This is a genomic window from Methylotenera versatilis 79 (assembly GCF_000384375.1).
Classification (GTDB): domain Bacteria; phylum Pseudomonadota; class Gammaproteobacteria; order Burkholderiales; family Methylophilaceae; genus Methylotenera_A; species Methylotenera_A versatilis_B.
In genome coordinates this window covers 706896-733715 of sequence record NZ_ARVX01000001.1, presented here as the reverse complement: position 1 = coordinate 733715, position 26820 = coordinate 706896, and the positions used below count along the sequence as shown (strand labels likewise).

Here is a 26820-nt window from a genome sequence, read left to right as displayed (position 1 = left end):
ATTTGTGCAAGGTTTCATACTAACAAGTTTGCCGAACTTAAAGACTTTTGTCCAGCAAATTCGCAGTAGTTAAGCGAACTTAAGTTTTTAATTGGGCTTTAAAAATCATAAGTGATTGAATAGAATATGGATTTTAATATAATGAATTGATGTGCCAAGTATATGTAATTCTACATTAATGTTTTTAAAGTTTGTTCTAATAATGGTTTAGTCACGCGTCCAAAGTAAGTTTTGGCTATTGTTCCGTCCGCTTTAATGATGACAGTAAACGGCAATACACCTTTATTATTGCCTAAATTGCTGGCGATTTCCATGCCCTGCATATCAGCGGCAAATAAAGGATAACTGACTTTCGTTTCTTTTAAAAAGTCTTTAACTGCCGCAACATCTTCAATCGCCATGCCCAACACAACTAAATTACGATCTTTGTATTCAGTATGCAGTTGAGATAGTTCTGGCATTTCTTCGCGACAAGGTTCGCACCAACTTGCCCAAAAATTAAGCACTACAATTTTGCCCGCATATTGTTCTAATGCTTGTGGCTGACCATTCTCATCTGGGAAATTAGCAGCGAATAAAGTTTTGGTCGATTGATTACCGCCATCCTCTGCTTGCGTATTAAGGAAGAAATGAAAAATGCCAAAGCCAATCGTCATCATCAAGACGAGATAAAAAATGGGTGTCTTTAACTTGTTAAGCATTATTGTGTATTCACTTTATTGAGTATTTTTAAGAAGTCATTGGTGTTTTTATAGCCAATCACTTTAGGTGTTATTTCTTTACCTGACGCATCAAAAAAGATAATGCCGGGCGGGCCAAATAATCCAAAGCGTTTGAGTAATGCTTGATCGGCTTCGTTATTTTCAGTGACGTCTGCTTGCAATAAAACAGCGTCTTTTAATGCGGCTTTAACTTTGTCATCGCTGAAAGTGAATTTTTCCATTTCTTTACACGCAACGCACCAATCCGCATAAAAATCTAACATGACAATTTTGCCATTGGCGGCTTGAATGGCAGCATCTAAATCTGCAGTGCTTTTAATACGAGTAAAAGGTAAATGGTGTTCAGAGGAGTTGCCGATTAACTGATTGACGGGTGTAGTAATACTTGCAGGTAAGACTGGCCACACCAAATAAACGGCCATGGCCAACATCAATACACCAAAAAAGTTACGGATGATATTCATCCAACTGCCTGTTTTGGGCAGCAAACTGCCAGCAGATGCGCCGATTAGTAATAGCGGTACGCCCATGCCAATCGCTAAGGCGAATAATCCTGCGCCGCCTAAAAATACATTATGCGTTTGACCAATATAAATAAGCGCACCCGCTAATGGCGCGGCGACACATGGGCTAACGATGAGCGCTGAAAGCACGCCCATTACAAACACGCCTAAAAATTCACCGCCTTTTAATTTTTGACTAGCGCCTAATATTTTATTTTCAAATGTGGCAGGCAATTTAAGCTCATAAAAGCCGAACATGGAGAAAGCCAGCGCGACAAAAATCAAAGCGGTCGCACTTAATACCCAAGCGTTTTGTAAAGATTGGCTGAGTAAATTGCCAGATAAACCTGCTGCAATTCCTGCCAGCGTATAGCTCAACGCCATACCAAGTACATATGCAATTGACAGACTAAAAGCATGCAATTTGCTAGGTTGCGCGCGCTTACTTTGGCTACCAACAATAATGCTGGATAGAATCGGTATCATCGGCAAAACACAAGGTGTGAATGACAGTAATAAGCCAGCTAGAAAAAAGCCGCCAATCACTAACCATAAGTTGCCGGATTTTAAAGCTTGTGTGGTTTTATCGTCATCGCCAGTGCTGGAAACATTTGCATTTTGAGCTGAGCCAGTACTATTTTCTGCTAAGTTTAAGCTAATGATTTTAGTAATCGGCGCATAACATAGGCCTTTTTCACTACAACCTTGATAAGTTGCATGAATAATTGGATTGTTGGCTGCACTTAACTGAATTTTTGCATCAAATTCGTGATGATAAACTTCTTGCTTGCCAAAGTTCGGATCATCTTTAATCTCGCCTGCTGGTAAATTAATCGCTTCAATTTTTCCTGTACTTATATCTTTAATCACAAATTTAATGCGTTGTTTATAAAGATAATAACCTGGAACGACTTTGAAGTTGGCGTTCAAATTGTGCGCATCAATCGCAGTTAAATCCAATTTAAAAGCGACATCGGGCGATAAGAATTCGTCTTCTTTAACCTCTTCTAGAAAAGCATTTCTGCCAGCCGAACTACTTTCGCCCGCATGCAACAATGGCAAGGTGAGCGCTGTCACAAAAGCGATTACAATACTATTTAATAGGTGTTTCAAAAATGCTCCGCTGCAATGTTTTTTGCGTATTAATTAGGTTGAAAATTGGTATCAGCGGTTGCAAATGCCGTATTTAACCCCCAATTAGTTTAATAAATTGGTCAGAAAGTTCTTTAATATGCGTTATTTAATAGGTTTAATTTTACTCGCTTTTCCATTTGCCGAGCTATTTCTGCTGATAAGCCTTGCAGATGCTTACGGCTGGTGGCTATTGTTTTATTTAGTCGTGGTTGGCTTCTTGGGCTTACAATTGATTCGCGGCGAGAAATTATTGATGACCGCGAAGATGATGCAAAGTCTTACAGCTGGTGGCAATCCAGTTAAAACGATGATTGGTAGTGCGCGTAATATGGTAGCGGGCGTGTTGCTAATTATCCCTGGCGTTATTACGGATATTATTGCGGTCGTTTTATTGTTAATTCCTATTAGTAAGCAATTGAATAAACAAGGCGCAGATGCCACTAACCAATATCAACAACCGTTTCAGCAGCCGCAATATCAGCAAACACCCAATGTAGGCGCCGCCAATGAAGATGTGATTGAAGGCGAATATAAGCATGTGCCAGACGATAATGAGAAAAGCTAACTATTAAAAAAATAGTTATTTAAAAAAACAGTCATTGAAAAAGTGCGATTAACATGAGTAAAGTCATCATTAAAAACAGTGGCCACACATTCGATGTGCGCCCCAGCCAAACAGTGCTACAAGCAGCCATTGAAGCGGGTATCAATCTACCTTATGGCTGTCGTAACGGTGCATGTGGCGCCTGCAAAGCCGAAGTGATTACGGGCAAAGTCATGCATGACGATTATCAAGGCAGTGCGATGTCGGATGCAGAGCTGGCTGCTGGAACTGCGCTGTTATGTTGCGCAAGACCGCTGGAAGATTTAACTATTGAGTGCCGCGAAGTCGGCGGTTTAGCCGGTATCAAACCACGTATTTTACCAGCACGAGTAGCAAAAAAAGAACAGCTTGCGCATGATGTTATCGCGCTTCACCTGCAATTACCTGCAAGTGAGCGCTTACAATTTAAAGCGGGTCAATATATCGAGTTTATTTTAAAAGATGGCAAACGCCGTGCTTTTTCTATCGCCAATGCGCCGCACGATAGTGATTTTTTACAATTACATATTCGTGTGATTCCAGGCGGTCAATTTAGTGAATACGCTGCTAATGAGCTGGTAGAAAAAGCCATCTTAAGATTAGAAGCGCCTTTCGGCAGTTTTTTCTTGCGCGAAGATTCAAACAAACCAATCATTTTTGTCGCTGGCGGCACAGGTTTTGCGCCAGTAAAAGGCATGATAGAACACATGCTACACAACAATATCAAACGCGACATTACTCTCTATCGAGGCTCACGCCAATTGCGCGATCTTTATATGCACGACCTGTGTGAAAAGTGGGCAGAACTGATGCCTAATATTCGCTATATCCCAGTGCTATCAGAACCCGCTACAAGTGACGAATGGCAGGGTAGAACAGGGCTAGTACATCAAGCGGTTTTAGATGATTTTGAAAGGTTAAGCGATTATCAAGCCTACGCCTGTGGCGCGCCTGGAATGGTAGATATCGCGCATCAAGCCTTTGTGCAGCAAGGCTTAGAGTCTGATGAGTTTTTTAGTGATGCCTTTACGTTTGCAAATCCTGCGCCAAAATTAGCCAACGTATAAACTCAGTTTAACTGGGTGATATTCTCTAACATCCCAATATCACCTGGTGTATCCGCGATTTTCACTTTCAAGCCTAGTTGCAAAGGCAATTCCGCAATTCGGGCGTGATTCACATATAAAGTCACCTTCTTCAACCATCCTAAATCGCCCGCCAAATCTAGCAGATGGCGCATAGCCTCACTGCTAGTTACTACTACGCCGTGTAGTTTTTTTTCAGCCCATAATTTTGCCAATAAATCGCAGTTAGTTTGTGGGTTAATGCGTTGGTAGCATTCGGCAAACGTAACGATTGCGCCACGCGCTTTTAGCGTTTCTGCCAATACATCACGCCCGCCAATGCCGCGGAATAGCATGACTTTTTTGCCTTGTATCGCGTGCATTTCTGGCAAAGCCAGTAAAGACTCTGAATCAAAACGGACTTTATATTCTTCGTCTTGTTTGGCGTGGCTTAGTGGAGTTAACACTTGTTTTACGCCAAAATTTTGCAATTCGGCAGCAGTAACTGGGCCAATTGCGGCGAATTGTAATTGTGTTGGAATAACCTGTTTAAGCAAACGCGGCATGCCGTTTTGTACCGCATTGCTGCTGATAAAAATAGCCCAATCGTATTGGTCAATTGAGCTGATAACTGATTCAAACTGGTTGTAATCGGTGAGCGATGTGATTTCAATCAGTGGAAATGAAATCGGCGTGCCGCCTGCATCGCTAATTAATTGGCTTAATTTTTTGGCTTGGTCGATTGGACGAGTGATGGCAATACCGATACCTGCGAGCGGTTTTTCAGTAGGTGAATGACCAGTTAATAATTTGTCAGTCATGCTGGGTAAAACTACTTAATATGATCCAGCGCCGCCAAAATTTTATCAGCACCTTTTTCGACTAGTTTTGCCGCTAATTGCTGTCCTAGTGCTTCTGCATTATCCACACTGCCACTAAGTTTTTCGCGTAATATCTGTTGACCATCTACACTGGCGACAAAGCCTATGACGTTGAGTATATTGCCATCGCGTACCGCATAAGCGCCCAGTGGCACGGTGCAACTGCCAGCAAGCGCGCGGCTCATGCCGCGTTCGGCTTCTACACATAATTGCGTGTCGATGTGGTTTAGCGGCGCCAATATCTCGATTAAATCAGTACGACTTGCACTGATTTCAATGCCCAGCGCGCCTTGCCCAACGGCAGGAATACTCAATTCTGCTGAAATAAATTGGCGAATCCTGTTGCCTAATTGCAGACGAATCAAACCCGCTGCGGCTAAGATAATCGCCGCATATTGGCCTTCATCTAATTTGCGCAAACGCGTTTGCACATTGCCGCGTAACGATTCAATTTTTAAATGTGGAAATCGCGCTTGAATTTGGCTTTGGCGGCGCAAGCTGGATGTTCCAACAACACTGCCAATCGGCAAGTCTTCCAGTGCATTAAAATCGTTTGAAACAAACGCATCGCGCGCATCTTCACGTTCGCCAGTTGCTGCCATTACAAAGCCTTCAGGCAAGTTCATCGGAACGTCTTTCATGCTGTGCACAGCTAAATCTGCACTGCCATCCGCTAATGCGTTTTCCAGTTCTTTTACAAACAAACCTTTGCCACCAATACGCGCTAAAGGTGAATCTAATATTTGGTCGCCAGTAGTGGTCATGCCTAAAATAGTCACATCACAATTAGGGTAAATTTTTTGTAGTTTGGCTTGAATATGCTTGGCTTGCCACATTGCCAGCGCACTTTCGCGTGAGGCAATCACCAGTTTTGTGGGTTGATTTTTCATAACAATAATTTTAGCATGGCTTGTAGGCAATAAACGGATATACAAAATGGCGTTTTTTGGGTTAAGCTAAAAAGGATAAGCAATAAATTTAATGATAGGTTTTAATTTTTAAAGCAGACTTGTATTAATACATTAATCAGTTGCTTTAAACGTTTTTAGGAGAAGGTCATGCAATATCAATTAGATACTTTTGTCAGTTCGCTGAATGAGTTTTGGGGGCAATTGATTCACTTTGTGCCGCGATTACTAGCGGTAATTGTGATTTTGTTTTTCGGCTGGCTGATTGCCAAACTAGCCAGGGCGGCGGTAAAGCGCCTGTTGGTATTAACCCAGTTTGACAAATTCGCGCAAAAATCTGGTTTAGAATCGTTTCTCAATCAAGGCAGTTTAAATGTGACTTTAAGTGGCATTATCAGCCAAGTGGTTTATTGGCTGGTGATCCTATTATTCGTGATTACTGGCGCAAATGCGCTGGATCTAAGAGAAGTGGCGGTTTTACTACAACAATTAGCCAGCTATCTACCACGCATTATCGTGGCGATTTTAGTGTTGATTTTTGGTACTTTATTAGCGCGTTTTGTAAATCGTTTAGTATTTGCATGGCTTTACAGCATTAAGTTTAGCAACGCGTTAACCATCAGTACATCGGCTGAATACGGCATACAAATTTTGGCGGTATTTGTCGCGCTTGAGCAATTAGGCATCGGCATGCAATTGATTCACTCATTATTTGTAATCGTTTTCGGCGCTTTCTTCTTGGCACTTGCGCTGGCTTTTGGCTTGGGCGGACGCGATTGGGCAGCTAAAACGATTGCTGAAATGGACTCTAAAAAGAAAGTATCGCAAAAAGAGCAATAACGCTTGAGCAAATTTAATGCTAATTTTGAAGCAGTATTTTTTAATTAATTTTAAGTGTTAAGTTTCGCGCACAAGATGTTGTTGGCGGCGGCTAATGGCAACGGTTTCGGGAATGCCTTTTAATAAGGCAACCCAGCGTTGTTCGTTAACATTATCGCTATTTTCGCCATTGTTTGACTCTAAGTTTTGTTCAACGCTTTGCTGTATGTGACGTTTTTCGTAGCCAGCAATAAATAACGGCGCAACCAAGCAATTGCGATGCAAACGTACAAATCGCTCACCAAATTCGTTTTCTAGATGGGTGAGTGATTCTTCAATTAAATATTCCCGTTCAGCCGTGCGCACGGTGATATATTTCAACTCGGCACGCAGATAAATAATCTGCTCAACTGGCACCAAAATCACGCGACCTCGTTCATGAATACTCAGATGCGTGCGGGATTTTTGTAGCGGTTTTAACGCGTCGATCTGTTTGGGCTTTAGCGCTTGTGCTTTATCAATCGCGGTTTGCAGTCGTTCTAGCCGAATCGGTTTCAGTAAATAATCAATCGCATTTAAATCAAACGCTTTAATCGCATACGCATCAAACGCGGTGGTGAAAATAATGTGCGGTTTAGGTTCTAACTTCTGTGCATGTTGCGCCGCTTCAATGCCATCCATTAACGGCATGCGAATATCCAGCAACATCAAATCTGGCTTGGTTTGCATGGCGAGATCAATGGCTTCTTTACCATTTTTAGCTTCTGCCACAATACGCACTTCGGCAATATCGCCCAGCAGATCACGTAAGCGATTGCGCGCTGGGGTTTCGTCATCGGCGATTAAAATAGTTAACATGTTTTTTTGGGCGAATTTTTCAGTGAATTTTAAAAGATTTTTTGAGCGATTTTAAGTGTTAAGTAAGGGTTTTTAACGCGTTAATGGCAAGCGAATATGCACTTCGTAACGATCCTCTTTAGCCTGCGCTCTTAATGCCGCTTCTAAATCAAAATGCAAACTTAAGCGTTCTTTGATATTTTTCAAGGCCATTTTATTGCCAGTCAAATGCTGATTCTGCGCACTATACGGATTGCTGATATAAATATGCAACTCTTTATGGCGCGTATAAATCGTCACAATAATCTCGCCGCCGTCAGCCATCGGCTCGATTCCATGGTAAACCGCGTTTTCTAATAAGGGCTGTAAAATCAACGGCGGAATCAGCGCATCGGGTGGCATATCTTCGATTTGCCAAGTCACTTTTAAACGTTCATCTAAGCGCAGTTTTTCTAAAGCTAAATACTGGCGGCTTAATGCAATCTCTTGCGCCAGCGGTACTAAATCGCGATTATCGGCCATCAATACGCGAAATAAATCGGCCATATCTTCTAAAGCTGTTTCGGCACGTTTTGGTTGGCTACGAATCAGCGATAAAACCGCGTTAATACTATTGAACAAAAAATGTGGTCGAATACGCGCTTGCAAAGCCTGCAAACGCGCTTCTGCAATGGCTGGCGAATACGCACGTTGCTGCAAATGAAAGTAGTAAAAAACGATGCTGGTAACGATAGCCGTCAATAAACAAGCGCGATAAGGATCTGGAATAGTCGCAAATAAAAAAAGCTTGTTAAAAAATACAAAGACGAAAAAAGTCAGGCTGATTTCTAGTAGTAAAATGACGGCAATACCCAACCAATACGGCAATTTGTTGATCAGCGGATATAACGCATATAAAACTAACATGCTGAGCAGTAAAATGGGCTGCACGACTGCGGATAACTCGGCTAAAAGCGGTAAAAATTCCGTCAGTTGTTTGCTGAATAAAACTGCCGTATTGGCGGCTAATAGGTTCACAATCAGCAAAATGCGTAAGTGAATGCCAAGGTTATGAAAATTGGGTAAACGGCTATTTTTGCGCACGGCGTATAGTTCGTTATAATATTGTTGTAAGTATATTATTTTTAAAGAAATTTTTCACATTTAACAAGCGGCAATCTTTAAGCCCGTTAGCAATGACAAGAAAGTAAACCCCGTGCAAGAAAAAACAGCGCAAGACAATTCATTAAATAAAAAATCAACCGCGTGGTCTGGCCGTTTTAATGAGCCAGTGTCAGAGCTAGTTAAAAAATACACAGCATCGGTAGATTTCGATAAACGCTTGGCGGAATTTGATATTGCAGGTTCAGTCGCGCATGCAAAAATGTTAGGTGCGCAAAACATCATCAGCCTAGATGATGTCGCTCAAATTGAAAAAGGTTTGGCTGAGATTTTGACAGAAATTCAAGCGGGCAGTTTTGAATGGTTGCTGGATTTAGAAGATGTACATTTGAATATTGAAAAGCGTTTAACCGATAAAATCGGCGATGCAGGTAAGCGCTTACATACCGGCAGAAGCCGTAACGACCAGGTGGCGACTGATGTGCGGCTTTGGTTACGCGCTACGGTTGATGATATTTTAGTGGCGATTCAAAAGCTGCAATTGAGTATCGTCGATTTGGCTGAACAACATGCTGAAACCATCATGCCAGGCTTTACGCATTTACAAGTGGCGCAACCTGTGACGTTTGGCCATCATTTATTGGCTTATTTTGAAATGTTAAAACGCGATGCAGAACGCTTTGTGGATTGTCGTAAACGTATCAACCGTTTGCCATTAGGCGCGGCAGCTTTGGCCGGCACTAGCTACCCGATTAACCGCGAAATGGTTGCCAAAAGTTTAGGTTTTGATGGCGTTTGTGAAAATTCTTTAGATGCGGTTTCGGATCGCGATTTTGCCATCGAATTCACTGCAGCCAGCGCATTGTTAATGACGCATTTGTCGCGCTTTTCTGAAGAACTGATTTTATGGTCTTCACCCCGATTCGCTTTTGTGGATATCGCCGACCGTTTTTGTACGGGTTCATCGATTATGCCGCAAAAGAAAAATCCTGATGTACCAGAACTGGTGCGCGGTAAAACTGGCCGTGTGAATGGTCATTTGGTTGCCTTGTTAACTTTAATGAAAGGCCAGCCGCTGGCTTACAATAAAGATAATCAAGAAGACAAAGAGCCGCTGTTTGATACGGCTGATACGATTTTAATCACGCTGGCAATCTATGCCGACATGTTACGCGGTGTAGAAGTGAACAAAGCCAACATGCGCCAAGCGGCGTTGGAAGGTTTTGCGACTGCTACTGACTTGGCAGATTATTTAGCCAAAAAAGGTTTGCCGTTTAGAGATGCGCACGAAGCAGTGGCTTTGGCTGTCAAACATGCGGTGCAAAAAAAATGTGATTTGGCCGATTTGCCATTAGCCGATTTGCAGCGATTCAGTCCATTGATTCAAGATGATGTGTATGCGGTATTAACGCTGGAAGGTTCATTGGCAAGCCGTAACCATATTGGCGGAACTGCGCCAGCACAAGTGAAAAAAGCCATTGCGCGCGCGCGCCATTTATTAAGTTTGTAAATAGTTAACTAAGGTTGTTTTGAAACGAAAACTGTTTTTAAGCCTATTGATTGCGCTCATTTTCGTGGGAAATGTGGGCGCTGTTGATGGTTTAATAAATGATACGCAAGTTCAGAACGGCACATCTCGCGATACACAAAATACTCTGTCGTGGCCGGCGAAACCTGGCGAAAATCTGAACGATATGGCGTACGCGTTTTACCCGAAAAACCGTGCAATGCAGCGTTTATTTATCGCCAGAACTTTGCAATTAAACCCAACGATTGCGCCAAAACTTAAAGCATCAATGGTGTTTGAAGAGCCAACTTTAATCACCATTCCCACGCTTAAATCCTTATCGAAAAGCAAACAGGCGATTAACGCTGCAAAAATTGCTAACGAAAATCGCCAACTTAACATGAGTCTTAATATGGATAGTGTTGCGAGTGAAATCCCAGCGTTATTGGGGCAAGAGTATGAATTATTGTTAAGTAAGAATGCTTTATTAAAGACTGAATTAGAGGGTTTACATGCAAGAATCAATGCATTACAGGCCAAACTAAGTAGTTTAAAGCTGGTATTCGATAGAACACTGAGTTTATCCAATAATACAAACACGGATGACCAAAATGCCGCTGACAAAAATACGGCAAATAACTTAGTCTCTGAACATAATCAACCAGAAGTAACAGCTGAAACAAACACATTATCTGCCAAAAAAACATTCAAAAATTTAGATGAAAATAGTACGAATGCCGTCAATACGGTTGTTAAACAAGTAAAACCGCTTACGCAACAATCGCCAGAATCTGCTGTGATGACATCAACAATCACATCAGAAAAAGGTGAAGAAGCTTCAAATTTATTGAGCTACATTTTGTTGGCGGTTCTTGGCTTAGTAGCTTTGTTGGCTTTAGGCGCTTATTTATTTAAACAATATCGCTGGCGCAAACTGAGAGAGTTTAGTGAATCTGTGCCTATGATGAATGACACTTTGTCAGATTTTGGCGGCAATTGGCAAGACACGGGCCAAGGCGCAGAACAAGCGGCGCCAGCGGAGTATGTAGTTGAGCCCCAGTCAGCACCAACCAATAATTTTTTGAATACGCAAATGCGCGATGAGCAAGCCAAAGCGACTTCCAGTTTAGAGGAAGCAAAATTGCTGATGAGCGTAAGTCGGACGCAAGATGCGATTGATCACTTAAAGTTAACCATCGAAACGCAGCCAAAAACTTCAATCAATCATTGGCTGTATCTGCTGGAAATTTTCAGAAAGTTACATTTAAAAGAAGATTTTGAAGTTTATGCGCAAAGTCTGCACCGCGCATTTAATGTGATGACACCGGTGTGGTACGAAAGCAATGTTGCCAATAACGTGGCAATTAATACGGCAATTATAGTACCGCAGCAGTTGGAAGATTTTACGCATATTATGGTCAAGCTAGATGCAGTTTGGCCGAGTGATTTGGCGAAAGTCTATTTACATAGTTTGTTAACGGATAATCGTGACGGTGAGCGAGCAGGTTTTAGCAATGCTGTGTTAGACGAGATTTTAATGCTGATTACGCTTTTGGATACGCGCAAAGAATTTGATTAAACATTCAAAAACTCAATTTCAAGCTTATAAAAGCTTAAATCAAAAACAGTTCTAATAAATCGTTTAAATAACGTTGACCCAGTAAAGTCGGTTTTATGCGTTGCAAATCTTGCAAGATCAATTGTTTCTGCAAAGCAATCTGTAAACCAGAGCTAATGGTTTGTATGGATTTACCCGTACGTTCCTGAAATAATTTTGTCTCAAAACCGCTCGTTAATCGCAGTGCGTTCATCATAAACTCAAACCCCAAATCTGCTTGCGGAATCAACCAGCTATTATCTACAGCATTGCCAGCTTCTGCATTTTCCATAAACGCTTTTGGATGTTTATGCCGCGTTTCGCGCATGATTTTATCGTGATAACTTAATTTGCTGTGCGCGCCCGCGCCAATGCCCAAATAATCACCAAATTGCCAATAATTAAGATTGTGCCTTGCATGAGAGTTTGGCTTGCAGAAAGCCGATGTTTCATAATGTTCGTAACCATGTTCAGCCAACAACGCTTCAATCTGTTCTTGCATATCAGCGCTCAAATCATCATCAGGCAAACTAGGCGGCGTGCGGTGAAACGGCGTATTGGGTTCCAGCGTTAAATGATAAAACGATAAATGATCCGGATTTAGCGCAACTGCCTGTTTTGCATCTTGTAAAGCATGCGCTAGCGATTGGTTCGGCAACGCATACATCACATCTAAATTCACGCGTTCAAAGGTGTTAAGTGCCAGCTCAGCAGCTGCAATCGCTTGCTTGTCATCATGAATGCGACCAAGTGCTTTTAAATAATCCGCATTAAAACTTTGAATGCCCAGCGAGATGCGATTAACGCCAGCTTGTTTATAGCCAGCAAAACGGCCAATTTCCACCGTGCCAGGATTTGCTTCTAATGTTATTTCTGCGCCGTATTCAAGCGGAGTTAACATGCGCACAGTGCTCAAAATCTCGTCAATCGATTCAGCCGAAAATAAACTCGGCGTACCGCCACCAAAAAACACACTTCTAATTTTGCGCCCATAAACGCGTGGCACGGACTGTTCTAAATCGGCAATTAACGCCGCTACATAACGCTTTTCAGGTATGTCCGTACGTGATTCATGCGAATTAAAATCGCAATATGGACATTTTTTAACGCACCACGGAATGTGAATATACAGCGACAAGGGCGGCGGATTGGTCAGGCCTGATAATGTTGCATGACCTAAAAGTGGTGATGTGCTATTGATGGGCTCAATTTGCGAATTGAAAAGCGTATCCGCTTTAATTGGTATAACTTTTTTCAAGGGCCGCTTTGGTTTTTAGATAAGGGTTAATTAACTGATCGACGAGCTGATGCAAAGCATCGCGCATCTGCGTTTCAGAGACTTCCAGCAATAATCCATCCTCAAATGCATCTTGGGCGATTTGTTGAATCTCTTCAAAATTTTCGCGCATCACTTTGATTTTTTCGGTGCAAGAGACAATGCTGCCGTCATCTCGTAACCAGATTGGTAGTTTTTTCATACGTTTAATGCCTTGATTTTAATCATTAATTGTTGCAATGCTTGCCCGCGATGGCTGATTTTGTTTTTGATTTCGGTGCTTAATTCTGCGCCTGTTTTGTTGTGATTAGCATCTAAAAACAAAGGGTCGTAACCGAAACCGTTTGAGCCTCTAGGCGCCGTTAAAATTTCACCTGACCAGAAGCCCTCTGCGATGATGGGTTGCGGGTCATCATGCCGGCGCACTAATACCAGCGCACAATAATAATAAGCGTTGCGATTACTTTGGTCTCCCAGCGCACTTAATAAAGCTAGATTATTTTTTTCATCGCGGCCTATTTTTTCGGCATTTGTTTCAGCGCAATCTTCAGGATTCAGCATATCGGCAAAACGTGCCGAATAAACACCAGGCCGACCTTGCAAAGCTTCAACACACAAGCCTGAATCATCTGCTAATGCGGCTAATCCACTGTGCAAGCTGGCATGTCGCGCTTTGGCCAGCGCATTTTCGATAAAGGTGAAATGCGGCTCTTCTGCCTCTTGAATCTTTAAACTTGCTTGCGGTAGCGCTTTAATATTAAGTGGAGATAACAATGCTTGAATTTCAAGCAATTTGCCTTGATTATTCGATGCAATCACAAGTTTATTCATGGTAATTAATTTCCCAATTAACAATCAGGTTAATTCTGCAAATTGACTGATTTCTTTATCGATTGGTTCGTAACAATGTACTAACGTGCCAAAGCAGTTTGCTGCATCACCAGCAATTCACCAATGCCGCTGGCGGCTAAATCCAGCATCGCATTCATGGTTTCGCGCGAAAAAGGTTCGCCTTCCGCTGTGCCTTGAATCTCAACAAAGCCGCCATCTGCGGTCATGACGACGTTCATGTCTGTATCGCAATCAGAATCTTCAATATAATCTAAATCTAACACAGGCGTGCCTTTATAAACGCCAACAGAAATCGCGGCAACTGCTTGTTTAAGCGGATTCTCAGTGATTTTTCCACTAGCTAAAAGTGTAGAGATTGCGTCGTTTAATGCCACAAAAGCACCCGTAATACTGGCAGTGCGTGTGCCGCCATCGGCTTGAATCACATCGCAATCAATGTGCACGCTGCGTTCGCCTAGTTTTTCAAGATCAATAATGGCGCGTAAACTTCTACCAATCAAACGTTGAATTTCTTGCGTGCGGCCAGATTGTTTGCCCTTTGCCGCTTCTCTATCCATGCGGCTGCCCGTTGAACGTGGCAACATGCCGTATTCTGCAGTTACCCAGCCTTGATTTTTACCTTTTAAAAAGCCTGGCACTCTTTCTTCTACACTGGCGGTACAAAGCACGTGCGTATCGCCAAATTTAACCAATACCGAACCTTCGGCATGTTTGGTGTAATGGCGGATAATTTCTACAGTGCGTAATTGATTAGTGGCGCGTTGGCTTGGGCGGATAGTTGATTGCATGGTAATGACTTTAATAAATGTGCGTTAAGTAAAGACACATTATAAGCTATGCATTATTGCTATGCTGTTAAAACTGAATGTCTGTTAAAGCGAGCTATGACTTAACCCTAAAATTAGCCTAAAAATCGACTAGATTCTTGGTTTCTGCTGCGTTTTATTCAAAGCGTTTTGAATTTCGGCGATAGTATTTTCAATATCGTCATCAGAAAGATCTTGCAGATTCATCTCATCATTTGTCTGTTGCTGCACGGTATTCATAATGGTGGTGGTTTCGCCCAAAGGCATCAATTGGGTAGAAACCGCATCAGTGCTTTGTTGCCTATCGCCCCATTGCAAGCCAATCGCACTCATATTGTCGCCGCGTTCATCGCTGGCAAATTCGGCGTTGTCCATCAACTTATTCATGGCATCCGCAATCACGATATTGCGCTGAATAATCTCTTTGATTTGTACATCGCTCAATACGCCCCAAACGCCATCGGTGCATAACAAAATGGTGTCGCCTTCTAGCAACTCAAAACGGTCAGATAAATCAATTTGCGGCGGCGTTTCGCCACCTAAACAGTTGTAAATCTTATTTTTGTAAGGATGCGTCGCCATTTCTTCTTTGGTGATCATGCCTTTTTTATATAGCGATTGCACAACAGAATGATCTTCGGTACGGAACAGTAGATGACCATCACGGAAATGATACAAACGAGAATCGCCGACATGCGCGCAATATAGAAAACCACGCTGAATAATCGCCACAACGATGGTTGTGCGCGGCGATTCGATTAACTCTTCACTTTGTGTGACGTTATCAATCATATCGTGCACTTGCTGAATATGATCGATTAGAAATTTGGCAGGACTGCTTAAAAAAGGTACGGCTAAACGTTGAAAAGCATCGGTTAAAGTTTTAACCGCCAAATGTGCAGCCACTTCGCCATTGCGATGACCGCCCATGCCGTCTGCCAATACCAATAGCAAAGCATCTTTGCTGTAGGAATAAGCCAAGCGGTCTTGGTTGTAATTCCTAGGACCTTGACGGCTATTTTGATAAATAGAAAATTTCATTTAAGCGATTGTTTTATTTAGATATTCTAATATTTAACTGGTTTAAATTCACTGGTTTTAATATTAAACTTAAATTGACTGAATTTAAAGCGGCTTACTTAAAACATCTTTGATTTTTTCAGCCAAGCTGGGTTTCTTAACCACTAATGGCGGCACATCTTCAAATAATGTTTTCTGTAATGAGAACACGCTTTGTGGCCGTTCCATGTAGTTTAATTTTAAGCAGTTATCAATAATCTGCAGTAACTCTTGAGTATAAATACCTTTACCTACTTTTGCTGCTGGCGCTAAAAAATCCTTTTTGGCGCGTTGATTGGCGGCCATTGGCGCAGACCTTGCCAAGCAAGAGTACATGCTAGCGCCCACGCTATAAATATCGCTCCAAGGGCCTAATTGTTTACGCTCAAAATATTGTTCTGGCGGGGCAAAGCCTGGCGTATAGCTAGGGGATAATTTAGATTGCGTTTGCGTGAGTGTTTGGCGCGCAGAGCCAAAATCGAGTAACACAGGAGAGCCATCTAAACGAATATAGATATTGGCTGGCTTAATATCCAAATGCAGCAATTTTTGTGTATGCACTTCGCGCAAACCATTCAAAAGCTCACCAAATACACGGCGCACGAATCTTTCATTTACCGGTTCTGGTTGCGACAGAATAAAATCTTGCAAGGATTTGCCGCGCTCGTACTGCATCACCATGTAAACAGTGTTGTTTTCTCTGAAAAAATTCAGCACGCGCACGATGTTTTTGTGGTCAATTTTAGCTAGCGCTAAACCTTCTTCAAAAAAACATTTTAAACCGTGTTTAAACGTTGCAGCATCGTCATCGCTGCCTAATAATACCGTTGCGCCATCTTCACGCAAGGCTAAGCCAGTCGGCATGTATTCTTTAATCGCCACGATATTTTTGTTCATATCTTGCGCAAGATAGACAAAACTAAAGCCGCCAGTGCTTAACACCCGCGTGATAATGTAATCTTGCAGAATATAGCCGATAGGCAAAGATAGGTTTTTAAGTGTGGCCATCTAAAATTAGTTTAATAACAGTTTAGTTTAATCAAACACAGTCAATTTAATGCGCTAATTGTACTGAAAGAATGAGATTCCATGATACAGAAATTAAAGTGATTCTCACACACAATTTGCATTAAATCATAATTAAATCATAGTTGTTTGCTACAATTGTTACAAGTTACTTTAAGAAATTACATTAAACGGCAGGTTAAGTCGTTACTTTAGGAAACACCCAATGATATTAAGCATGACCGGATACGCTTCACTTGAAAGCCATACTAAAAATGGCGTTTTATTAATCGAATGCCGTTCGGTAAATCATCGTTACTTAGAATTACAACTAAAGCTGGATGACAATTTACGCCAGTTTGAGGCAACTGCACGCGAGTTGGTGCAAGCTAAATTAGGTCGCGGTAAAGTAGATATTCGCATGAACTTAATGCGTGAAATTGGCGCAGATGCCGCGCCGCAGTTGAATCATACAGTGTTGCAACAAATTGCAGAAAGCGCTAAAACCGCCGCGCAATATTTTCCACATACGCAGCCAGTGAATATGTTGGATATTTTGCGCATGCCGGGTGTGATGATGGCAGATGCGCTGGATAACGATGCATTGGAGATAGATTTTAAGCAGCTATTGAATCAAGTTTTGCAGAATCTAATCGATGCGCGCGGGCGTGAAGGCGCAAATTTAAAAGCGATTATTTTGGATAGATTGCAACAAATTGAGCAGCACGTTGTAAAAGTAAAACCGATGATGCCCAACTTAATTACACAATATCAAGCAAAATTGAGTGTTAAGTTACATGAAGCGACCAATAGCCATGACGATGACCGTATTCGGCAGGAAATGGTTTTGTATGCGCAGCGCATCGATGTAGATGAAGAGCTTTCACGCTTAAGCTCGCATATCTCGGAAGTGAAACGTATTTTGCAAGGTGGCGGCGCGGTGGGTAAGCGTTTAGACTTTTTAATGCAAGAAATGAATCGCGAAGCGAACACGCTAGGTTCGAAATCGGTAGCGATTGAAACCAGCAAAATCTCAATGGAACTGAAAGTGTTGATTGAGCAAATGCGCGAACAAATCCAAAATATTGAATAAATATCCTTAAAAACTCCTTTAAATAACGGTTTTTAACCGAATCGCATAAAACTAAATCCCCAAAGCACGCACTAATCTGTTGCGTGCGTTTAAAAAACCACTTTTGTCACGCACTAAATCTGTGCATATTTTCGAGGTGTTAAAAAATATTATTCTAAATAGTTGATTTTATTAAATAAATTAACTGGCATACGCCTTGCATAAGCTTTTATATTGGGCTTTTATATTAGTCCAGCATTCAAACCAATAAGTGTTTTATATTAAGCAAAGATTTTAATTATGCAAAAATCACTTCAATCATTTTTTGATGAAATGCAACTGGATTCAGCCAATGTAGATGAAACGCGAGTGCGTCATATTTATACGGCTTATCAGGATTGGTTAAAAGATATTCCACATCATCAATTAGAAAGTAAACGTCAAGAAGCGGAATTATTGTTCCGCCGCGTGGGCATTACTTTTAATGTGTATGGTGAAGAAGATGGCGCAGAACGCCTGATTCCGTTTGATGTGATTCCGCGTTTGATCTCTGCGACCGAATGGGCAAAACTGTCTGCCGGCGCTATTCAACGCGTGCGTGCCTTAAATATGTTTTTGCATGATATTTACCACGACCAGGAAATTATCAAAGCGGGCATCGTGCCAACCAGTATTTTAGCCAACAGCCAATATCGTCCAGAAATGTTTGGTGTCGATGTGCCAAACCAAGTCTACGCGCACATTGCAGGGATTGATTTAGTGCGCACTTCGGAATCACAATTTTATGTGTTGGAAGACAATCTGCGTACGCCATCAGGCGTGTCGTACATGTTAGAAGACCGCAAAATGATGATGCGGCTATTCCCTGAGTTATTCCGCCGTTATCACATCGCGCCAGTCGATCATTATCCGCAAGTGTTACTGAAAAACCTACGCGCGGTTGCGCAAACTGGTGTGCATGATCCAGTTGTCGTATTGTTATCGCCAGGCGCTTGTAACAGTGCTTATTTTGAGCATGCTTTTATCGCCCAACAAATGGGTATTGAGCTAGTGGAAGGCCAAGATTTATTTGTGCGCAATAACGCGGTGTATATGCGCACCACGCAAGGCCCGCAACGTGTGGATGTGATCTATAGACGTATCGATGACGATTATATTGATCCGCTGGTGTTTAATCCAGATTCTATGTTGGGCGTGCCGGGTTTATTGTCTGTGTATAGAAACGGTGGTGTGACTTTGGCAAATGCCGTGGGTACAGGCGTTGCAGACGATAAAGCGACCTATATTTACGTGCCAGAAATGATCAAGTTTTATTTAGGCGAAGAGCCTTTGCTGGAAAACGTACCGACTTATCAATTGAGCAAAGAAGATGAGCTGCAATATACCTTAGAGCATCTGCATGAACTGGTCGTTAAAGAAGTGCAAGGTTCTGGCGGCTATGGCATGTTGGTTGGGCCAGCGGCCACTAAAAAAGAGATTGAAGAATTCCGGTTACGCATTTTATCTAAACCTTCCAATTACATCGCGCAGCCGACATTAGCGCTTTCTACTTGCCCAACTTTGGTCGAGGCGGGTATTGCGCCGCGTCATGTCGATTTGCGACCTTTCGTATTATCTGGCAAAACGGTCACATTGGTACCAGGCGCTTTGTGTCGCGTGGCGCTGAAAGAAGGTTCGCTAGTAGTGAACTCATCGCAAGGCGGCGGCACTAAAGATACTTGGGTATTAGAAAGTGATGCATTAGAGCCAAAAGAGTTAACACCTAAAAATGCGCAAAAAGCAGCAGGACAAGCAGCTGGCGAAACAGAAGTTAACACTCAAAAACAGGTAAAAAATATCAAGGCGGAGTCCGTATGTTAAGTCGAACCGCTGATCATCTGTACTGGATGGCGCGCTACATTGAGCGTGCAGAAAATATGGGCCGCGTGTTGGAGGTCACTTACAGCATGTCTTTAGTGCCAAACGCGGCTGAAAGTGAAGCTGCGCTTTGGTTGCCTGCGCTGGAAATTTCTGGCAACGTAGACGAATATGAAGCGGAATATGGCGATATTAAAGCTTCTGATGTGATTCATTATCTGGCGATGGATCCAGATAATCCATCCAGCATTTATAACGCACTACGCAATGCGCGTGAAAATGCGCGGGCTGTGCGCGTGGCGATGACATCGGAAACTTGGGAGAATATCAACGCATTATGGCTTGAGTTTGAGCAGTTTAATGGCCAAGATCTCGCGGTAAATGGCTTGCGCGAGTTTTGTGATTGGGTAAAAGCGCGCTCACATTTATTTAGAGGCGTTTGTTTTGGCACGATGTTGCGCGACGATGCGTTTAGTTTTGTGCGCTTAGGCACGTTTATTGAGCGTGCGGACAATACTGCGCGTTTATTAGATGTGAAATATCACCTGTTATTGCCAGAGCAGGAAGAAGTTGGCGGCGCGGTAGATTACTACGAATGGAGTGCGGTGTTACGTTCAGTTTCTGCGTTCCAAGCGTATCAAAAAATATTCAGCGATACGATCGTGCCGTGGCGCGTAGCCGAATTATTGGTGTTAAGACGCGATATGCCGCGCTCGCTACACGCTTGTTTAGACGAAATCAGTCCGATATTAGATCAGCTTTCTGGTAATCGTCATACCGAGTGTAGAAGGCTTTCGGGCGAACTGCATTCTAGATTGCGTTACGGAAAAATGCAGGACATTTTCCAACAAGGTTTACATGAGTTTTTAAGCGACTTTATCGACTCTAACAATCTATTAGGTGCCGAAATTCAACGGGCGTTTTTAAGTATTAATCCAAGTTAACAAAATTAACAACGCTAACTTAGTCATTAATTAATCAGTCAGCAGTTAAAAAAAGTAAACAATTTAAAAGCAAAATTATGCGCCTTACTATCGAACATCATACGCAATACGTCTATACCACGCCGGTCAATTATACGATTCAGCAACTGCGTCTTACGCCGCAAAGCGGTTTTGGTCAGCACGTTAAATATTGGGATATTAAAGTGCAAGGCCAAATGCATGAATTTGAAGATGCTTTTGGTAATACCACGCATACGCTGGTGGTCGATACGCCGCATACGGAGTTAAGCGTGACAGTAGTGGGCGAGGTGGAAACTGGCGTCAATGATTATTCGCAAGAGCAACCGTTGCCTCTGATTATTTTTATGCGAGATACACCGTTAACCTTGGCGGATGCCGCCATTAAAGATTTTGCGATGGCTTTCAAGCATAAGCCAATTGATGACTTAATGCATGGATTGGTGGATAAAGTCGGTTACATTCCTGGCGCAACTGAAGTGACGACTACCGCGATCGAGGCTTTTAGGTTGGGGCAAGGCGTGTGTCAGGATCATGCGCATGTGTTTATTGCCTGTTGCCGCAGTTTGGGTTATCCGGCACGTTATGTAAGCGGATATTTATTCACCCAAGATGGCAGTTTGATGCAAAGTCATGCGTGGGTCGATGTATGGTTTGATAACGTTTGGCAAAGTATCGATGTATCCAACGGTTGCCATGCGGGCGAAACGTATGTGCGTTTGGCGACTGGTTTAGATTATCGTACCGCCAGCCCTGTCACGGGCATGCGTTCTGGCGGTGGTTCAGAGGGCATGGCCACTAGCGTGGTGGTGAATCAAGCTGGCGTGCCAATCCATCAAAAACATAAACTGAATCAAATCGAATTACTCAAACAGGCGCAGTTAATTCAACAAGCCCAACATGCGCAGCAATAATTAAAACTATTTGGATAGTAATAATTTAAGCATTTATGACCGTTAACTCACTGCAATCCATTCGCCATGGCGATAAAGAAAATTCCCCGTTTTTTGAGGAAAACTTAATCCGCTTGTTAGAAGAGCGTGACCAGTTGGGTTTAACCAGCATGATTCATGAAATTGATGCGCTGATGATTTCGGTTGATCCAGAACACGCGACCAAATATATCGCCGAACTGGCATTGATGACGCCGTATCATTACATGGTGACACTGGAAACCGAGCAACATTTAACGCATATATTGCGCATCGATTTGAATTCACCCGATATTTTGTTGCGCGAAGTAAAAGATCCTAACTTACGCGGTATTTTCAGAAGTTTGAATGAAGTGTATCCAATCGGTGCGAAAAAACCGAACAGTCGTTATATGGGCGAGATTATCCGCGTGAACGATTTACATAGCGTGGTGAAATTGCAAGCGCAGCGTGGATTTCGCTTTTTTAATCAAGACGAAGTGCGCAAATTAGAGTTGCCGGGCAATGTCGCCATTAGCAAGCCATCGCCATATACGCACAATATTGTCGGCTATTTAGAGCGAAAACCCGACGAATTAAGAGTGTATGCGCTGGGCGTCAGCATGATTAAAGCCGATGTGCAAATTGCTTATGAAGAAGCGAAAACGCTGCAAACAAAAATAGGCGTAACCGATTTATTATTACCGTTAGATCATTTAGCTACGCGGGTTTACAGCCAAAACCGTGAAGTGGCTATTTTGGAATATCTGTCGCTATCCAGCTATTATTTTTGGGGCGCCTATAATATTAAAGACCAAAACTCATCCACAAATGTAACCAAAAGCACGCATCCGATTCCAGAATCTAAAAGTCCAGCAAAAGTATTCACCGCTAACAACACGCCTTATTTTATTAACCATCTAGAACATTTGCCTTCGCCGACAGAAACGTTTGTACGCAATTACGGCCCGCGTTTGCACCATATGGCGATTTCGGTAAAAGATGGCGAACATAGGGGTAAAGAGAATATTGATTTTGTGGTGGATGCGATTGCCGAAAACGGCAAAGGCTTTTTGCTGGATGTGATTGGCTCCAAAGAGCAAGGCCTTAAACAAATATTCTCAAACGCCTCTGAACATTCTTCTTTGATCATCGAATATGTGCAGCGTTACGGTAGTTTTGATGGATTTTTTACTCAAGAAAACGTCGCTAAATTGACCGAGGCCGCTGGATTTATGTAGTTAAATCAGATTAAAAAGCCAGTAAATTTTATTAATTTCGCCATCAGCCATTATTCAAAATGGTATGATTTGTTTTTAGCAAATTCCGTATCTCCATCATTATCATGACATATTGCGTCGGCATATCATTAGAGCAAGGTTTAGTTTTCGCATCCGATACTCGCACCAATGCGGGAATCGATCAGGTGGCAATTGCGCCAAAAATGCATATTTTTGAGGTGAAAGATGAGCGCGTAATCGTGTTAATGACCTCAGGAAATCTAGCCGTTACACAATCTGTCGTCAATTCATTAAAACTTAAATTAATGGATCCTGATAACAAGCACCTAAAAAACGTAGGCAGCCTGTTTGAAGCAGCATCGCTGGTCGGTGATGAGATACGCGCATCTTTTGCACGCGATGGTGCGTTTTTAAAAGACCACGATATTGATTTCAACGCCACTATTCTGATCGGCGGCCAGATTAAAGGCGAAATGCCGCGATTATTCAAAGTGTACGCAGCAGGTAATTTTATTGAAATCGGCCAAGATACGCCTTACTTTCAGATTGGCGAAACCAAATACGGCAAACCGATTATCGACCGTGTGGTGAAATACGATACCGATATGATGGATGCGGTGAAATGTTTACTGGTTTCATTTGATTCCACCATTCGCAGTAACGTTTCAGTCGCGGCACCAATTGATTTACTGATTTATCGTACAGATAGTTTGCATGCGGATTGCAAGCAACGTATTACCGAAAGTGATCCTTATTTTTCCGCAATCAGGCAAGGTTGGGGCACTGGATTGAAGCAAGTTTTTTCGGCGCTACCAAGTCCGGATTGGTGTTAAAGCATGACATTAAGTTTGGTTTTAGATCAGGTTCAAGGTAACCTTTTTATCGTCACAGCGCCTTCTGGTGCGGGCAAAACGAGTTTGGTCAAATCGATATTGACGCACGATGCGCAAGTCAAATTGTCCATTTCACATACAACCCGTGCGTCAAGAGTAGGCGAAGAAAACGGCGTGCATTATCATTTTGTGAATGAAACGCAATTTTTAAGCATTTTAAATGATGGCGGATTTTTAGAGAGCGCAGATGTGCACGGCGCGAAATATGGCACCTCGCAAGCGGCGGTAGATAGCGCATTGCAGGCTGGTTATGATGTTATTTTAGAGATTGACTGGCAGGGTGCGGCGCAAGTGCGTGAGATTTATCCAGAAAGTATTGGCATTTTTATTTTGCCGCCGTCGGTCGAAACATTGGCATTTAGGCTGAATAATCGTGGTCAAGATACGACAGAAGTGATTAATAAACGCGTTGCCGCTGCGCGCGAAGAAATGAGTCATGTGGTCGAGTTCGATTATGTTACAATTAACGATAATTTCGATGTGGCTTTGCAAGATTTAATGGCGATTATTCGCACTTGCAGATTAGAAACCCAGTCACAATTACAGCGTTATGCTGCGCTGGTTAAACAATTAACTTAGACAATAATCATTCTATTCAAATAGTTAACCCTAAAAATAGGTTAACTTTTGGGGTGAATCCAGTGTTAATCTAAATTTTAACCACATTGATTTAAAACTCAGTATTTAAAGTTTTATTTAATTAAAACTTAACCTAAAGGTAAAAACCATGGCACGTATTACAGTAGATGATTGTTTAGATAAAATCCCAAACCGTTTTCAATTAACCTTAGTTGCGGCATATCGTGCGCGCCAATTGGCTAACGGATCAGATCCATTAGTGCACACTACTGGCCAAAAAGACAAGCCAACGGTGATGGCTTTGCGTGAAATTGCTGCGGGTAAAGTGGGCGTAGAAATCTTAAACCGCACACATTCTTAAGTATTTTCGTCCGTATTTAAGCATGCAATTCAATGCCAAAATCAGCAACCAAAAACGGCATTCATAAACAGACAATCGACACATTTCAACCTGCCGAGCCACACTTGTTGCCGGCAGATTCTGAAACTTCACAACTCACCTTATTATTAAAAGAGTATTTTAGCCAAGCCGACATTGAACAAGTGTGGGCGGCTTATCGCTATGCAGCGAAGGCGCATGAAGGCCAGATGCGCAAAACCGGTGAGCCGTACATTACGCATCCTGTAGCAGTCGCTTGTATTCTCGCCAAACTCCATTTAGATTTACCCACATTATTGGCAGCTTTATTGCATGACGTGGTAGAAGATACTGGTGTGTTGGTATCTGAAATTGCAGAGCAGTTCGGCAAGCAAGTGGGCACGCTAGTCGATGGTTTAACTAAGCTAGATAAAATTGAGCTGCAAACTGCAACCCAGGCACAAGCCGAAAATTTCCGCAAAATGTTGTTGGCGATGAGCCAAGATGTGCGCGTGATTTTGGTGAAATTGGCCGATAGATTGCATAATATGCAAACGCTGGAATCCATGCGGCCCGAGAAGCAAAAGCGTATCGCCCGTGAAACGTTGGAAATCTACGCGCCAATCGCCAATCGACTTGGGTTGAATGTCATTTATCAAGAGTTGGAAGATTTAAGTTTTCAATATTTGTATCCCATGCGCCATCGCGTGTTGTCAAAAGCCATTATGGTTGCGCGTGGTAATCGTAAAGAGGTCATCGCCAAGATCTTAGATGCAATCAAACACCGTTTAGAAGATGTGCAAATTGAGGCGGATGTTAAAGGCCGCCAAAAACATCTGTACAGCGTGTATCGTAAAATGGTCAGCAAAGGCAGTTCGCTAGAGCAGATCCACGATATTTATGGCTTTCGCATTTTGGTTAAAGATATGGCGCATTGCTATCTGGCGCTAGGTCATTTGCATGCGCTTTACAAACCGATTCCCGGTAAATTCAAAGACTATATTGCGATTCCTAAAGCCAACGGTTATCAATCTTTACATACCACCTTGTTTGGCCCTTTTGGTACGCCAATTGAGGTGCAAATTCGTAGTGAACAAATGCATAGCGTCGCTAATTCTGGCGTTGCCGCACATTGGATGTACAAAACATCGGATGCGAATTTAACCGCCTTGCAGCAACAGACGCATCAATGGCTGCAACGCTTGTTAGAGATTCAAACAGAGAGCGAAGACAGTTACGAATTTTTAGAAAACTTCAAAGTGGATTTATTCCCCGATGAAGTGTATGTATTTACGCCAAAAGGCAATATTCTAGCTTTGCCGCGCGGCTCAACCGCGGTAGATTTTGCCTATGCGGTACATACTGACGTAGGCAACAGTTGTGTGGCGGTTAAAATCAATAATGAGCTAGCGCCGCTACGCGCAGAAATGCGCAATGGCGATCATGTGGAAATTATCACTGCTGCGTTGGCTAAACCCAATCCTGCTTGGCTGAATTATGTGGTCACGGGCAAGGCGCGTTCACATATTCGCCATTATTTAAAAACCATACAAGTATCTGAATCGGCGCATTTGGGCGAGCGTATGTTGAATCTGGCTTTGCGCGCTTTGCATGTGGATACCAGCTTGATTAGTGATAAACAATGGCAAAAAGTCATGCGTGATTATGGCGCTAAAAATAAAATGGATATTTTGGCAGAAATTGGTTTGGGCAAACGCATGAGCTTGATGGTTGCGCATCAATTAGTTGCAATCGGTCAAGAGTTAACTAATGTTGAGAATACCAAAACCAAAAAACCGCTCGATATCATTACCATTCGTGGCTCTGAAGGTATGGCAGTGCAATTTGCGCAGTGTTGCACGCCAATACCAGGTGATCCTATTTTAGGGTTTATTAACAAAGAAAAAGGCTTAATTATTCACACGCATGATTGCCCAACGGTGGCTAAATTCAAGCTGGATCCTGATAAATGGCTGGATGTGGAGTGGGATCCTGATAATAAAAAACTGTTTAAAGTAAACGTGCGCATAGTAGTTGCGAATGAACGCGGCATGCTGGCAAAAATTGCGGCAGGCATTTCGGATGCAGGATCTAATATTGATAACGTCAGTGTTGAAGAGTCTGATGGCAGTCAATATTCCAATGTGAACTTTACCGTGCAAGTGAGCAACCGCGTGCATCTGGCAGGTTTGATGCGTAATTTACGCAAAATCCCCAATGTCGTGCGCATTAATCGAGTAAAAGGCGGCAATTCAGAAAATCGTATTCAGTAAGTGCTTAATTTTTGGGCATG

The 26820-nt window shown here is 42.5% G+C and carries 26 protein-coding genes; 14 read left to right on the top strand and 12 right to left on the bottom strand.

The annotated features are described in order from the left end of the window. Nucleotides 1-170 precede the first annotated feature (170 nt). Both METVE_RS0103785 and dsbD read right to left on the bottom strand, forming a co-directional pair. The gene (locus METVE_RS0103785; protein ID WP_020167116.1) at nucleotides 171-701 is read right to left on the bottom strand and encodes a TlpA disulfide reductase family protein; all 531 of its coding nucleotides are present in this window, start codon (nucleotides 699-701) and stop codon (nucleotides 171-173) included. After that, a complete protein-coding gene (dsbD, locus tag METVE_RS0103780) occupies nucleotides 701-2338 on the bottom strand; it encodes a protein-disulfide reductase DsbD (RefSeq protein WP_020167115.1) in 1638 nt (545 codons plus the stop codon). The genes METVE_RS0103785 and dsbD overlap by 1 nt, the downstream gene beginning before the upstream one ends. 118 nt (nucleotides 2339-2456) lie before the next feature. On the opposite strand from dsbD, the gene METVE_RS0103775 reads away from it, so the two are divergent. Further along, nucleotides 2457-2924: an FxsA family protein gene (locus METVE_RS0103775; protein ID WP_020167114.1), complete on the top strand. Its 468-nt coding sequence runs from the start codon at nucleotides 2457-2459 to the stop codon at nucleotides 2922-2924. A 53-nt stretch (nucleotides 2925-2977) separates the two neighbouring features. Then, on the top strand, nucleotides 2978-4009 hold the full coding sequence (locus METVE_RS0103770) for a CDP-6-deoxy-delta-3,4-glucoseen reductase (RefSeq protein WP_020167113.1): 1032 nt from the start codon (nucleotides 2978-2980) through the stop codon (nucleotides 4007-4009). A gap of 2 nt (nucleotides 4010-4011) precedes the next feature. Here METVE_RS0103770 and METVE_RS0103765 read toward each other — a convergent pair whose 3' ends face one another. Beyond that, entirely contained in the window at nucleotides 4012-4827 is an 816-nt protein-coding gene (locus METVE_RS0103765; protein WP_020167112.1) for a uroporphyrinogen-III synthase, read from the bottom strand. A gap of 11 nt (nucleotides 4828-4838) precedes the next feature. Then, on the bottom strand, nucleotides 4839-5777 hold the full coding sequence (hemC, locus tag METVE_RS0103760; RefSeq protein ID WP_026361996.1) for a hydroxymethylbilane synthase: 939 nt from the start codon (nucleotides 5775-5777) through the stop codon (nucleotides 4839-4841). A gap of 168 nt (nucleotides 5778-5945) precedes the next feature. On the opposite strand from hemC, the gene METVE_RS0103755 reads away from it, so the two are divergent. After that, nucleotides 5946-6635 (top strand): mechanosensitive ion channel family protein, encoded by a 690-nt coding sequence (locus METVE_RS0103755; RefSeq protein ID WP_020167110.1) that lies wholly within the window; start codon nucleotides 5946-5948, stop codon nucleotides 6633-6635. Nucleotides 6636-6692: 57 nt separating this feature from the next. Here the strand turns inward: METVE_RS0103755 and METVE_RS0103750 are convergent, their stop codons facing one another. Both METVE_RS0103750 and METVE_RS0103745 read right to left on the bottom strand, forming a co-directional pair. Further along, nucleotides 6693-7472: a LytR/AlgR family response regulator transcription factor gene (locus tag METVE_RS0103750; RefSeq protein ID WP_020167109.1), complete on the bottom strand. Its 780-nt coding sequence runs from the start codon at nucleotides 7470-7472 to the stop codon at nucleotides 6693-6695. 72 nt (nucleotides 7473-7544) lie between these two features. Next, nucleotides 7545-8534 (bottom strand): sensor histidine kinase, encoded by a 990-nt coding sequence (locus METVE_RS0103745; protein ID WP_020167108.1) that lies wholly within the window; start codon nucleotides 8532-8534, stop codon nucleotides 7545-7547. 112 nt (nucleotides 8535-8646) lie between these two features. Here METVE_RS0103745 and argH point away from each other — a divergent pair, with 112 nt between their 5' ends. Both argH and METVE_RS0103735 read left to right on the top strand, forming a co-directional pair. Continuing rightward, complete coding sequence (gene argH, locus METVE_RS0103740) at nucleotides 8647-10062, top strand: argininosuccinate lyase (RefSeq protein ID WP_020167107.1); 1416 nt, start codon at nucleotides 8647-8649, stop codon at nucleotides 10060-10062. Nucleotides 10063-10081: 19 nt separating this feature from the next. Next, nucleotides 10082-11638, top strand: coding sequence for a type IV pilus assembly protein FimV (locus METVE_RS0103735; protein WP_020167106.1), 1557 nt, complete (start codon nucleotides 10082-10084; stop codon nucleotides 11636-11638). Between the two features lie 34 nt (nucleotides 11639-11672). Here the strand turns inward: METVE_RS0103735 and hemW are convergent, their stop codons facing one another. The 6 genes from hemW to METVE_RS0103705 form a co-directional block, all read right to left on the bottom strand. After that, nucleotides 11673-12914: a radical SAM family heme chaperone HemW gene (hemW, locus tag METVE_RS0103730; protein ID WP_020167105.1), complete on the bottom strand. Its 1242-nt coding sequence runs from the start codon at nucleotides 12912-12914 to the stop codon at nucleotides 11673-11675. Continuing rightward, the gene (locus METVE_RS0103725) at nucleotides 12892-13134 is read right to left on the bottom strand and encodes a hypothetical protein (RefSeq protein ID WP_020167104.1); all 243 of its coding nucleotides are present in this window, start codon (nucleotides 13132-13134) and stop codon (nucleotides 12892-12894) included. Before METVE_RS0103725 ends, hemW begins: the two co-directional genes overlap by 23 nt. Beyond that, the gene (rdgB, locus tag METVE_RS0103720; protein WP_020167103.1) at nucleotides 13131-13763 is read right to left on the bottom strand and encodes an RdgB/HAM1 family non-canonical purine NTP pyrophosphatase; all 633 of its coding nucleotides are present in this window, start codon (nucleotides 13761-13763) and stop codon (nucleotides 13131-13133) included. The genes METVE_RS0103725 and rdgB overlap by 4 nt, the downstream gene beginning before the upstream one ends. 80 nt (nucleotides 13764-13843) lie before the next feature. Further along, nucleotides 13844-14572: a ribonuclease PH gene (gene rph, locus METVE_RS0103715; RefSeq protein WP_020167102.1), complete on the bottom strand. Its 729-nt coding sequence runs from the start codon at nucleotides 14570-14572 to the stop codon at nucleotides 13844-13846. A 129-nt stretch (nucleotides 14573-14701) separates the two neighbouring features. Then, complete coding sequence (locus METVE_RS0103710; protein ID WP_020167101.1) at nucleotides 14702-15631, bottom strand: PP2C family protein-serine/threonine phosphatase; 930 nt, start codon at nucleotides 15629-15631, stop codon at nucleotides 14702-14704. A gap of 84 nt (nucleotides 15632-15715) precedes the next feature. Beyond that, on the bottom strand, nucleotides 15716-16657 hold the full coding sequence (locus METVE_RS0103705; RefSeq protein ID WP_020167100.1) for a serine/threonine protein kinase: 942 nt from the start codon (nucleotides 16655-16657) through the stop codon (nucleotides 15716-15718). A 235-nt stretch (nucleotides 16658-16892) separates the two neighbouring features. Here METVE_RS0103705 and METVE_RS0103700 point away from each other — a divergent pair, with 235 nt between their 5' ends. The 9 genes from METVE_RS0103700 to METVE_RS0103660 all read left to right on the top strand — a co-directional run bounded on the left by METVE_RS0103700 (nucleotide 16893) and on the right by METVE_RS0103660 (nucleotide 26800). Continuing rightward, nucleotides 16893-17747, top strand: coding sequence for a YicC/YloC family endoribonuclease (locus METVE_RS0103700; protein ID WP_020167099.1), 855 nt, complete (start codon nucleotides 16893-16895; stop codon nucleotides 17745-17747). A 279-nt stretch (nucleotides 17748-18026) separates the two neighbouring features. Beyond that, a complete protein-coding gene (locus METVE_RS0103695) occupies nucleotides 18027-19586 on the top strand; it encodes a circularly permuted type 2 ATP-grasp protein (RefSeq protein ID WP_020167098.1) in 1560 nt (519 codons plus the stop codon). Next, complete coding sequence (locus METVE_RS0103690) at nucleotides 19580-20527, top strand: alpha-E domain-containing protein (RefSeq protein ID WP_020167097.1); 948 nt, start codon at nucleotides 19580-19582, stop codon at nucleotides 20525-20527. Before METVE_RS0103695 ends, METVE_RS0103690 begins: the two co-directional genes overlap by 7 nt. A 77-nt stretch (nucleotides 20528-20604) precedes the next feature. Continuing rightward, entirely contained in the window at nucleotides 20605-21459 is an 855-nt protein-coding gene (locus METVE_RS0103685) for a transglutaminase family protein (RefSeq protein WP_020167096.1), read from the top strand. A 35-nt stretch (nucleotides 21460-21494) separates the two neighbouring features. Further along, nucleotides 21495-22697: a hypothetical protein gene (locus METVE_RS0103680; RefSeq protein WP_020167095.1), complete on the top strand. Its 1203-nt coding sequence runs from the start codon at nucleotides 21495-21497 to the stop codon at nucleotides 22695-22697. A 104-nt stretch (nucleotides 22698-22801) separates the two neighbouring features. Beyond that, on the top strand, nucleotides 22802-23530 hold the full coding sequence (locus METVE_RS0103675) for a proteasome-type protease (RefSeq protein ID WP_020167094.1): 729 nt from the start codon (nucleotides 22802-22804) through the stop codon (nucleotides 23528-23530). Nucleotides 23531-23533: 3 nt separating this feature from the next. Then, a complete protein-coding gene (gmk, locus tag METVE_RS0103670; protein ID WP_020167093.1) occupies nucleotides 23534-24169 on the top strand; it encodes a guanylate kinase in 636 nt (211 codons plus the stop codon). A 148-nt stretch (nucleotides 24170-24317) separates the two neighbouring features. Beyond that, complete coding sequence (gene rpoZ, locus METVE_RS0103665) at nucleotides 24318-24530, top strand: DNA-directed RNA polymerase subunit omega (RefSeq protein WP_020167092.1); 213 nt, start codon at nucleotides 24318-24320, stop codon at nucleotides 24528-24530. A 32-nt stretch (nucleotides 24531-24562) separates the two neighbouring features. Beyond that, on the top strand, nucleotides 24563-26800 hold the full coding sequence (locus tag METVE_RS0103660; RefSeq protein ID WP_020167091.1) for a RelA/SpoT family protein: 2238 nt from the start codon (nucleotides 24563-24565) through the stop codon (nucleotides 26798-26800). Nucleotides 26801-26820: the final 20 nt, after the last annotated feature.

What these genes read in the sequence shown, in the direction of transcription:
- METVE_RS0103785 (WP_020167116.1), bottom strand. Translation starts at nt 701, where the DNA reads ATGCTTAACAAGTTAAAGACACCCATTTTTTATCTCGTCTTGATGATG.
- METVE_RS0103775 (WP_020167114.1), top strand. Translation starts at nt 2,457, where the DNA reads ATGCGTTATTTAATAGGTTTAATTTTACTCGCTTTTCCATTTGCCGAG.
- METVE_RS0103770 (WP_020167113.1), top strand. Translation starts at nt 2,978, where the DNA reads ATGAGTAAAGTCATCATTAAAAACAGTGGCCACACATTCGATGTGCGC.
- METVE_RS0103765 (WP_020167112.1), bottom strand. Translation starts at nt 4,827, where the DNA reads ATGACTGACAAATTATTAACTGGTCATTCACCTACTGAAAAACCGCTC.
- hemC (WP_026361996.1), bottom strand. Translation starts at nt 5,777, where the DNA reads ATGAAAAATCAACCCACAAAACTGGTGATTGCCTCACGCGAAAGTGCG.
- METVE_RS0103755 (WP_020167110.1), top strand. Translation starts at nt 5,946, where the DNA reads ATGCAATATCAATTAGATACTTTTGTCAGTTCGCTGAATGAGTTTTGG.
- METVE_RS0103750 (WP_020167109.1), bottom strand. Translation starts at nt 7,472, where the DNA reads ATGTTAACTATTTTAATCGCCGATGACGAAACCCCAGCGCGCAATCGC.
- METVE_RS0103725 (WP_020167104.1), bottom strand. Translation starts at nt 13,134, where the DNA reads ATGAAAAAACTACCAATCTGGTTACGAGATGACGGCAGCATTGTCTCT.
- rdgB (WP_020167103.1), bottom strand. Translation starts at nt 13,763, where the DNA reads ATGAATAAACTTGTGATTGCATCGAATAATCAAGGCAAATTGCTTGAA.
- rph (WP_020167102.1), bottom strand. Translation starts at nt 14,572, where the DNA reads ATGCAATCAACTATCCGCCCAAGCCAACGCGCCACTAATCAATTACGC.
- METVE_RS0103710 (WP_020167101.1), bottom strand. Translation starts at nt 15,631, where the DNA reads ATGAAATTTTCTATTTATCAAAATAGCCGTCAAGGTCCTAGGAATTAC.
- METVE_RS0103705 (WP_020167100.1), bottom strand. Translation starts at nt 16,657, where the DNA reads ATGGCCACACTTAAAAACCTATCTTTGCCTATCGGCTATATTCTGCAA.
- METVE_RS0103700 (WP_020167099.1), top strand. Translation starts at nt 16,893, where the DNA reads ATGACCGGATACGCTTCACTTGAAAGCCATACTAAAAATGGCGTTTTA.
- METVE_RS0103695 (WP_020167098.1), top strand. Translation starts at nt 18,027, where the DNA reads ATGCAAAAATCACTTCAATCATTTTTTGATGAAATGCAACTGGATTCA.
- METVE_RS0103690 (WP_020167097.1), top strand. Translation starts at nt 19,580, where the DNA reads ATGTTAAGTCGAACCGCTGATCATCTGTACTGGATGGCGCGCTACATT.
- METVE_RS0103685 (WP_020167096.1), top strand. Translation starts at nt 20,605, where the DNA reads ATGCGCCTTACTATCGAACATCATACGCAATACGTCTATACCACGCCG.
- METVE_RS0103680 (WP_020167095.1), top strand. Translation starts at nt 21,495, where the DNA reads ATGACCGTTAACTCACTGCAATCCATTCGCCATGGCGATAAAGAAAAT.
- METVE_RS0103675 (WP_020167094.1), top strand. Translation starts at nt 22,802, where the DNA reads ATGACATATTGCGTCGGCATATCATTAGAGCAAGGTTTAGTTTTCGCA.
- gmk (WP_020167093.1), top strand. Translation starts at nt 23,534, where the DNA reads ATGACATTAAGTTTGGTTTTAGATCAGGTTCAAGGTAACCTTTTTATC.
- rpoZ (WP_020167092.1), top strand. Translation starts at nt 24,318, where the DNA reads ATGGCACGTATTACAGTAGATGATTGTTTAGATAAAATCCCAAACCGT.
- METVE_RS0103660 (WP_020167091.1), top strand. Translation starts at nt 24,563, where the DNA reads ATGCCAAAATCAGCAACCAAAAACGGCATTCATAAACAGACAATCGAC.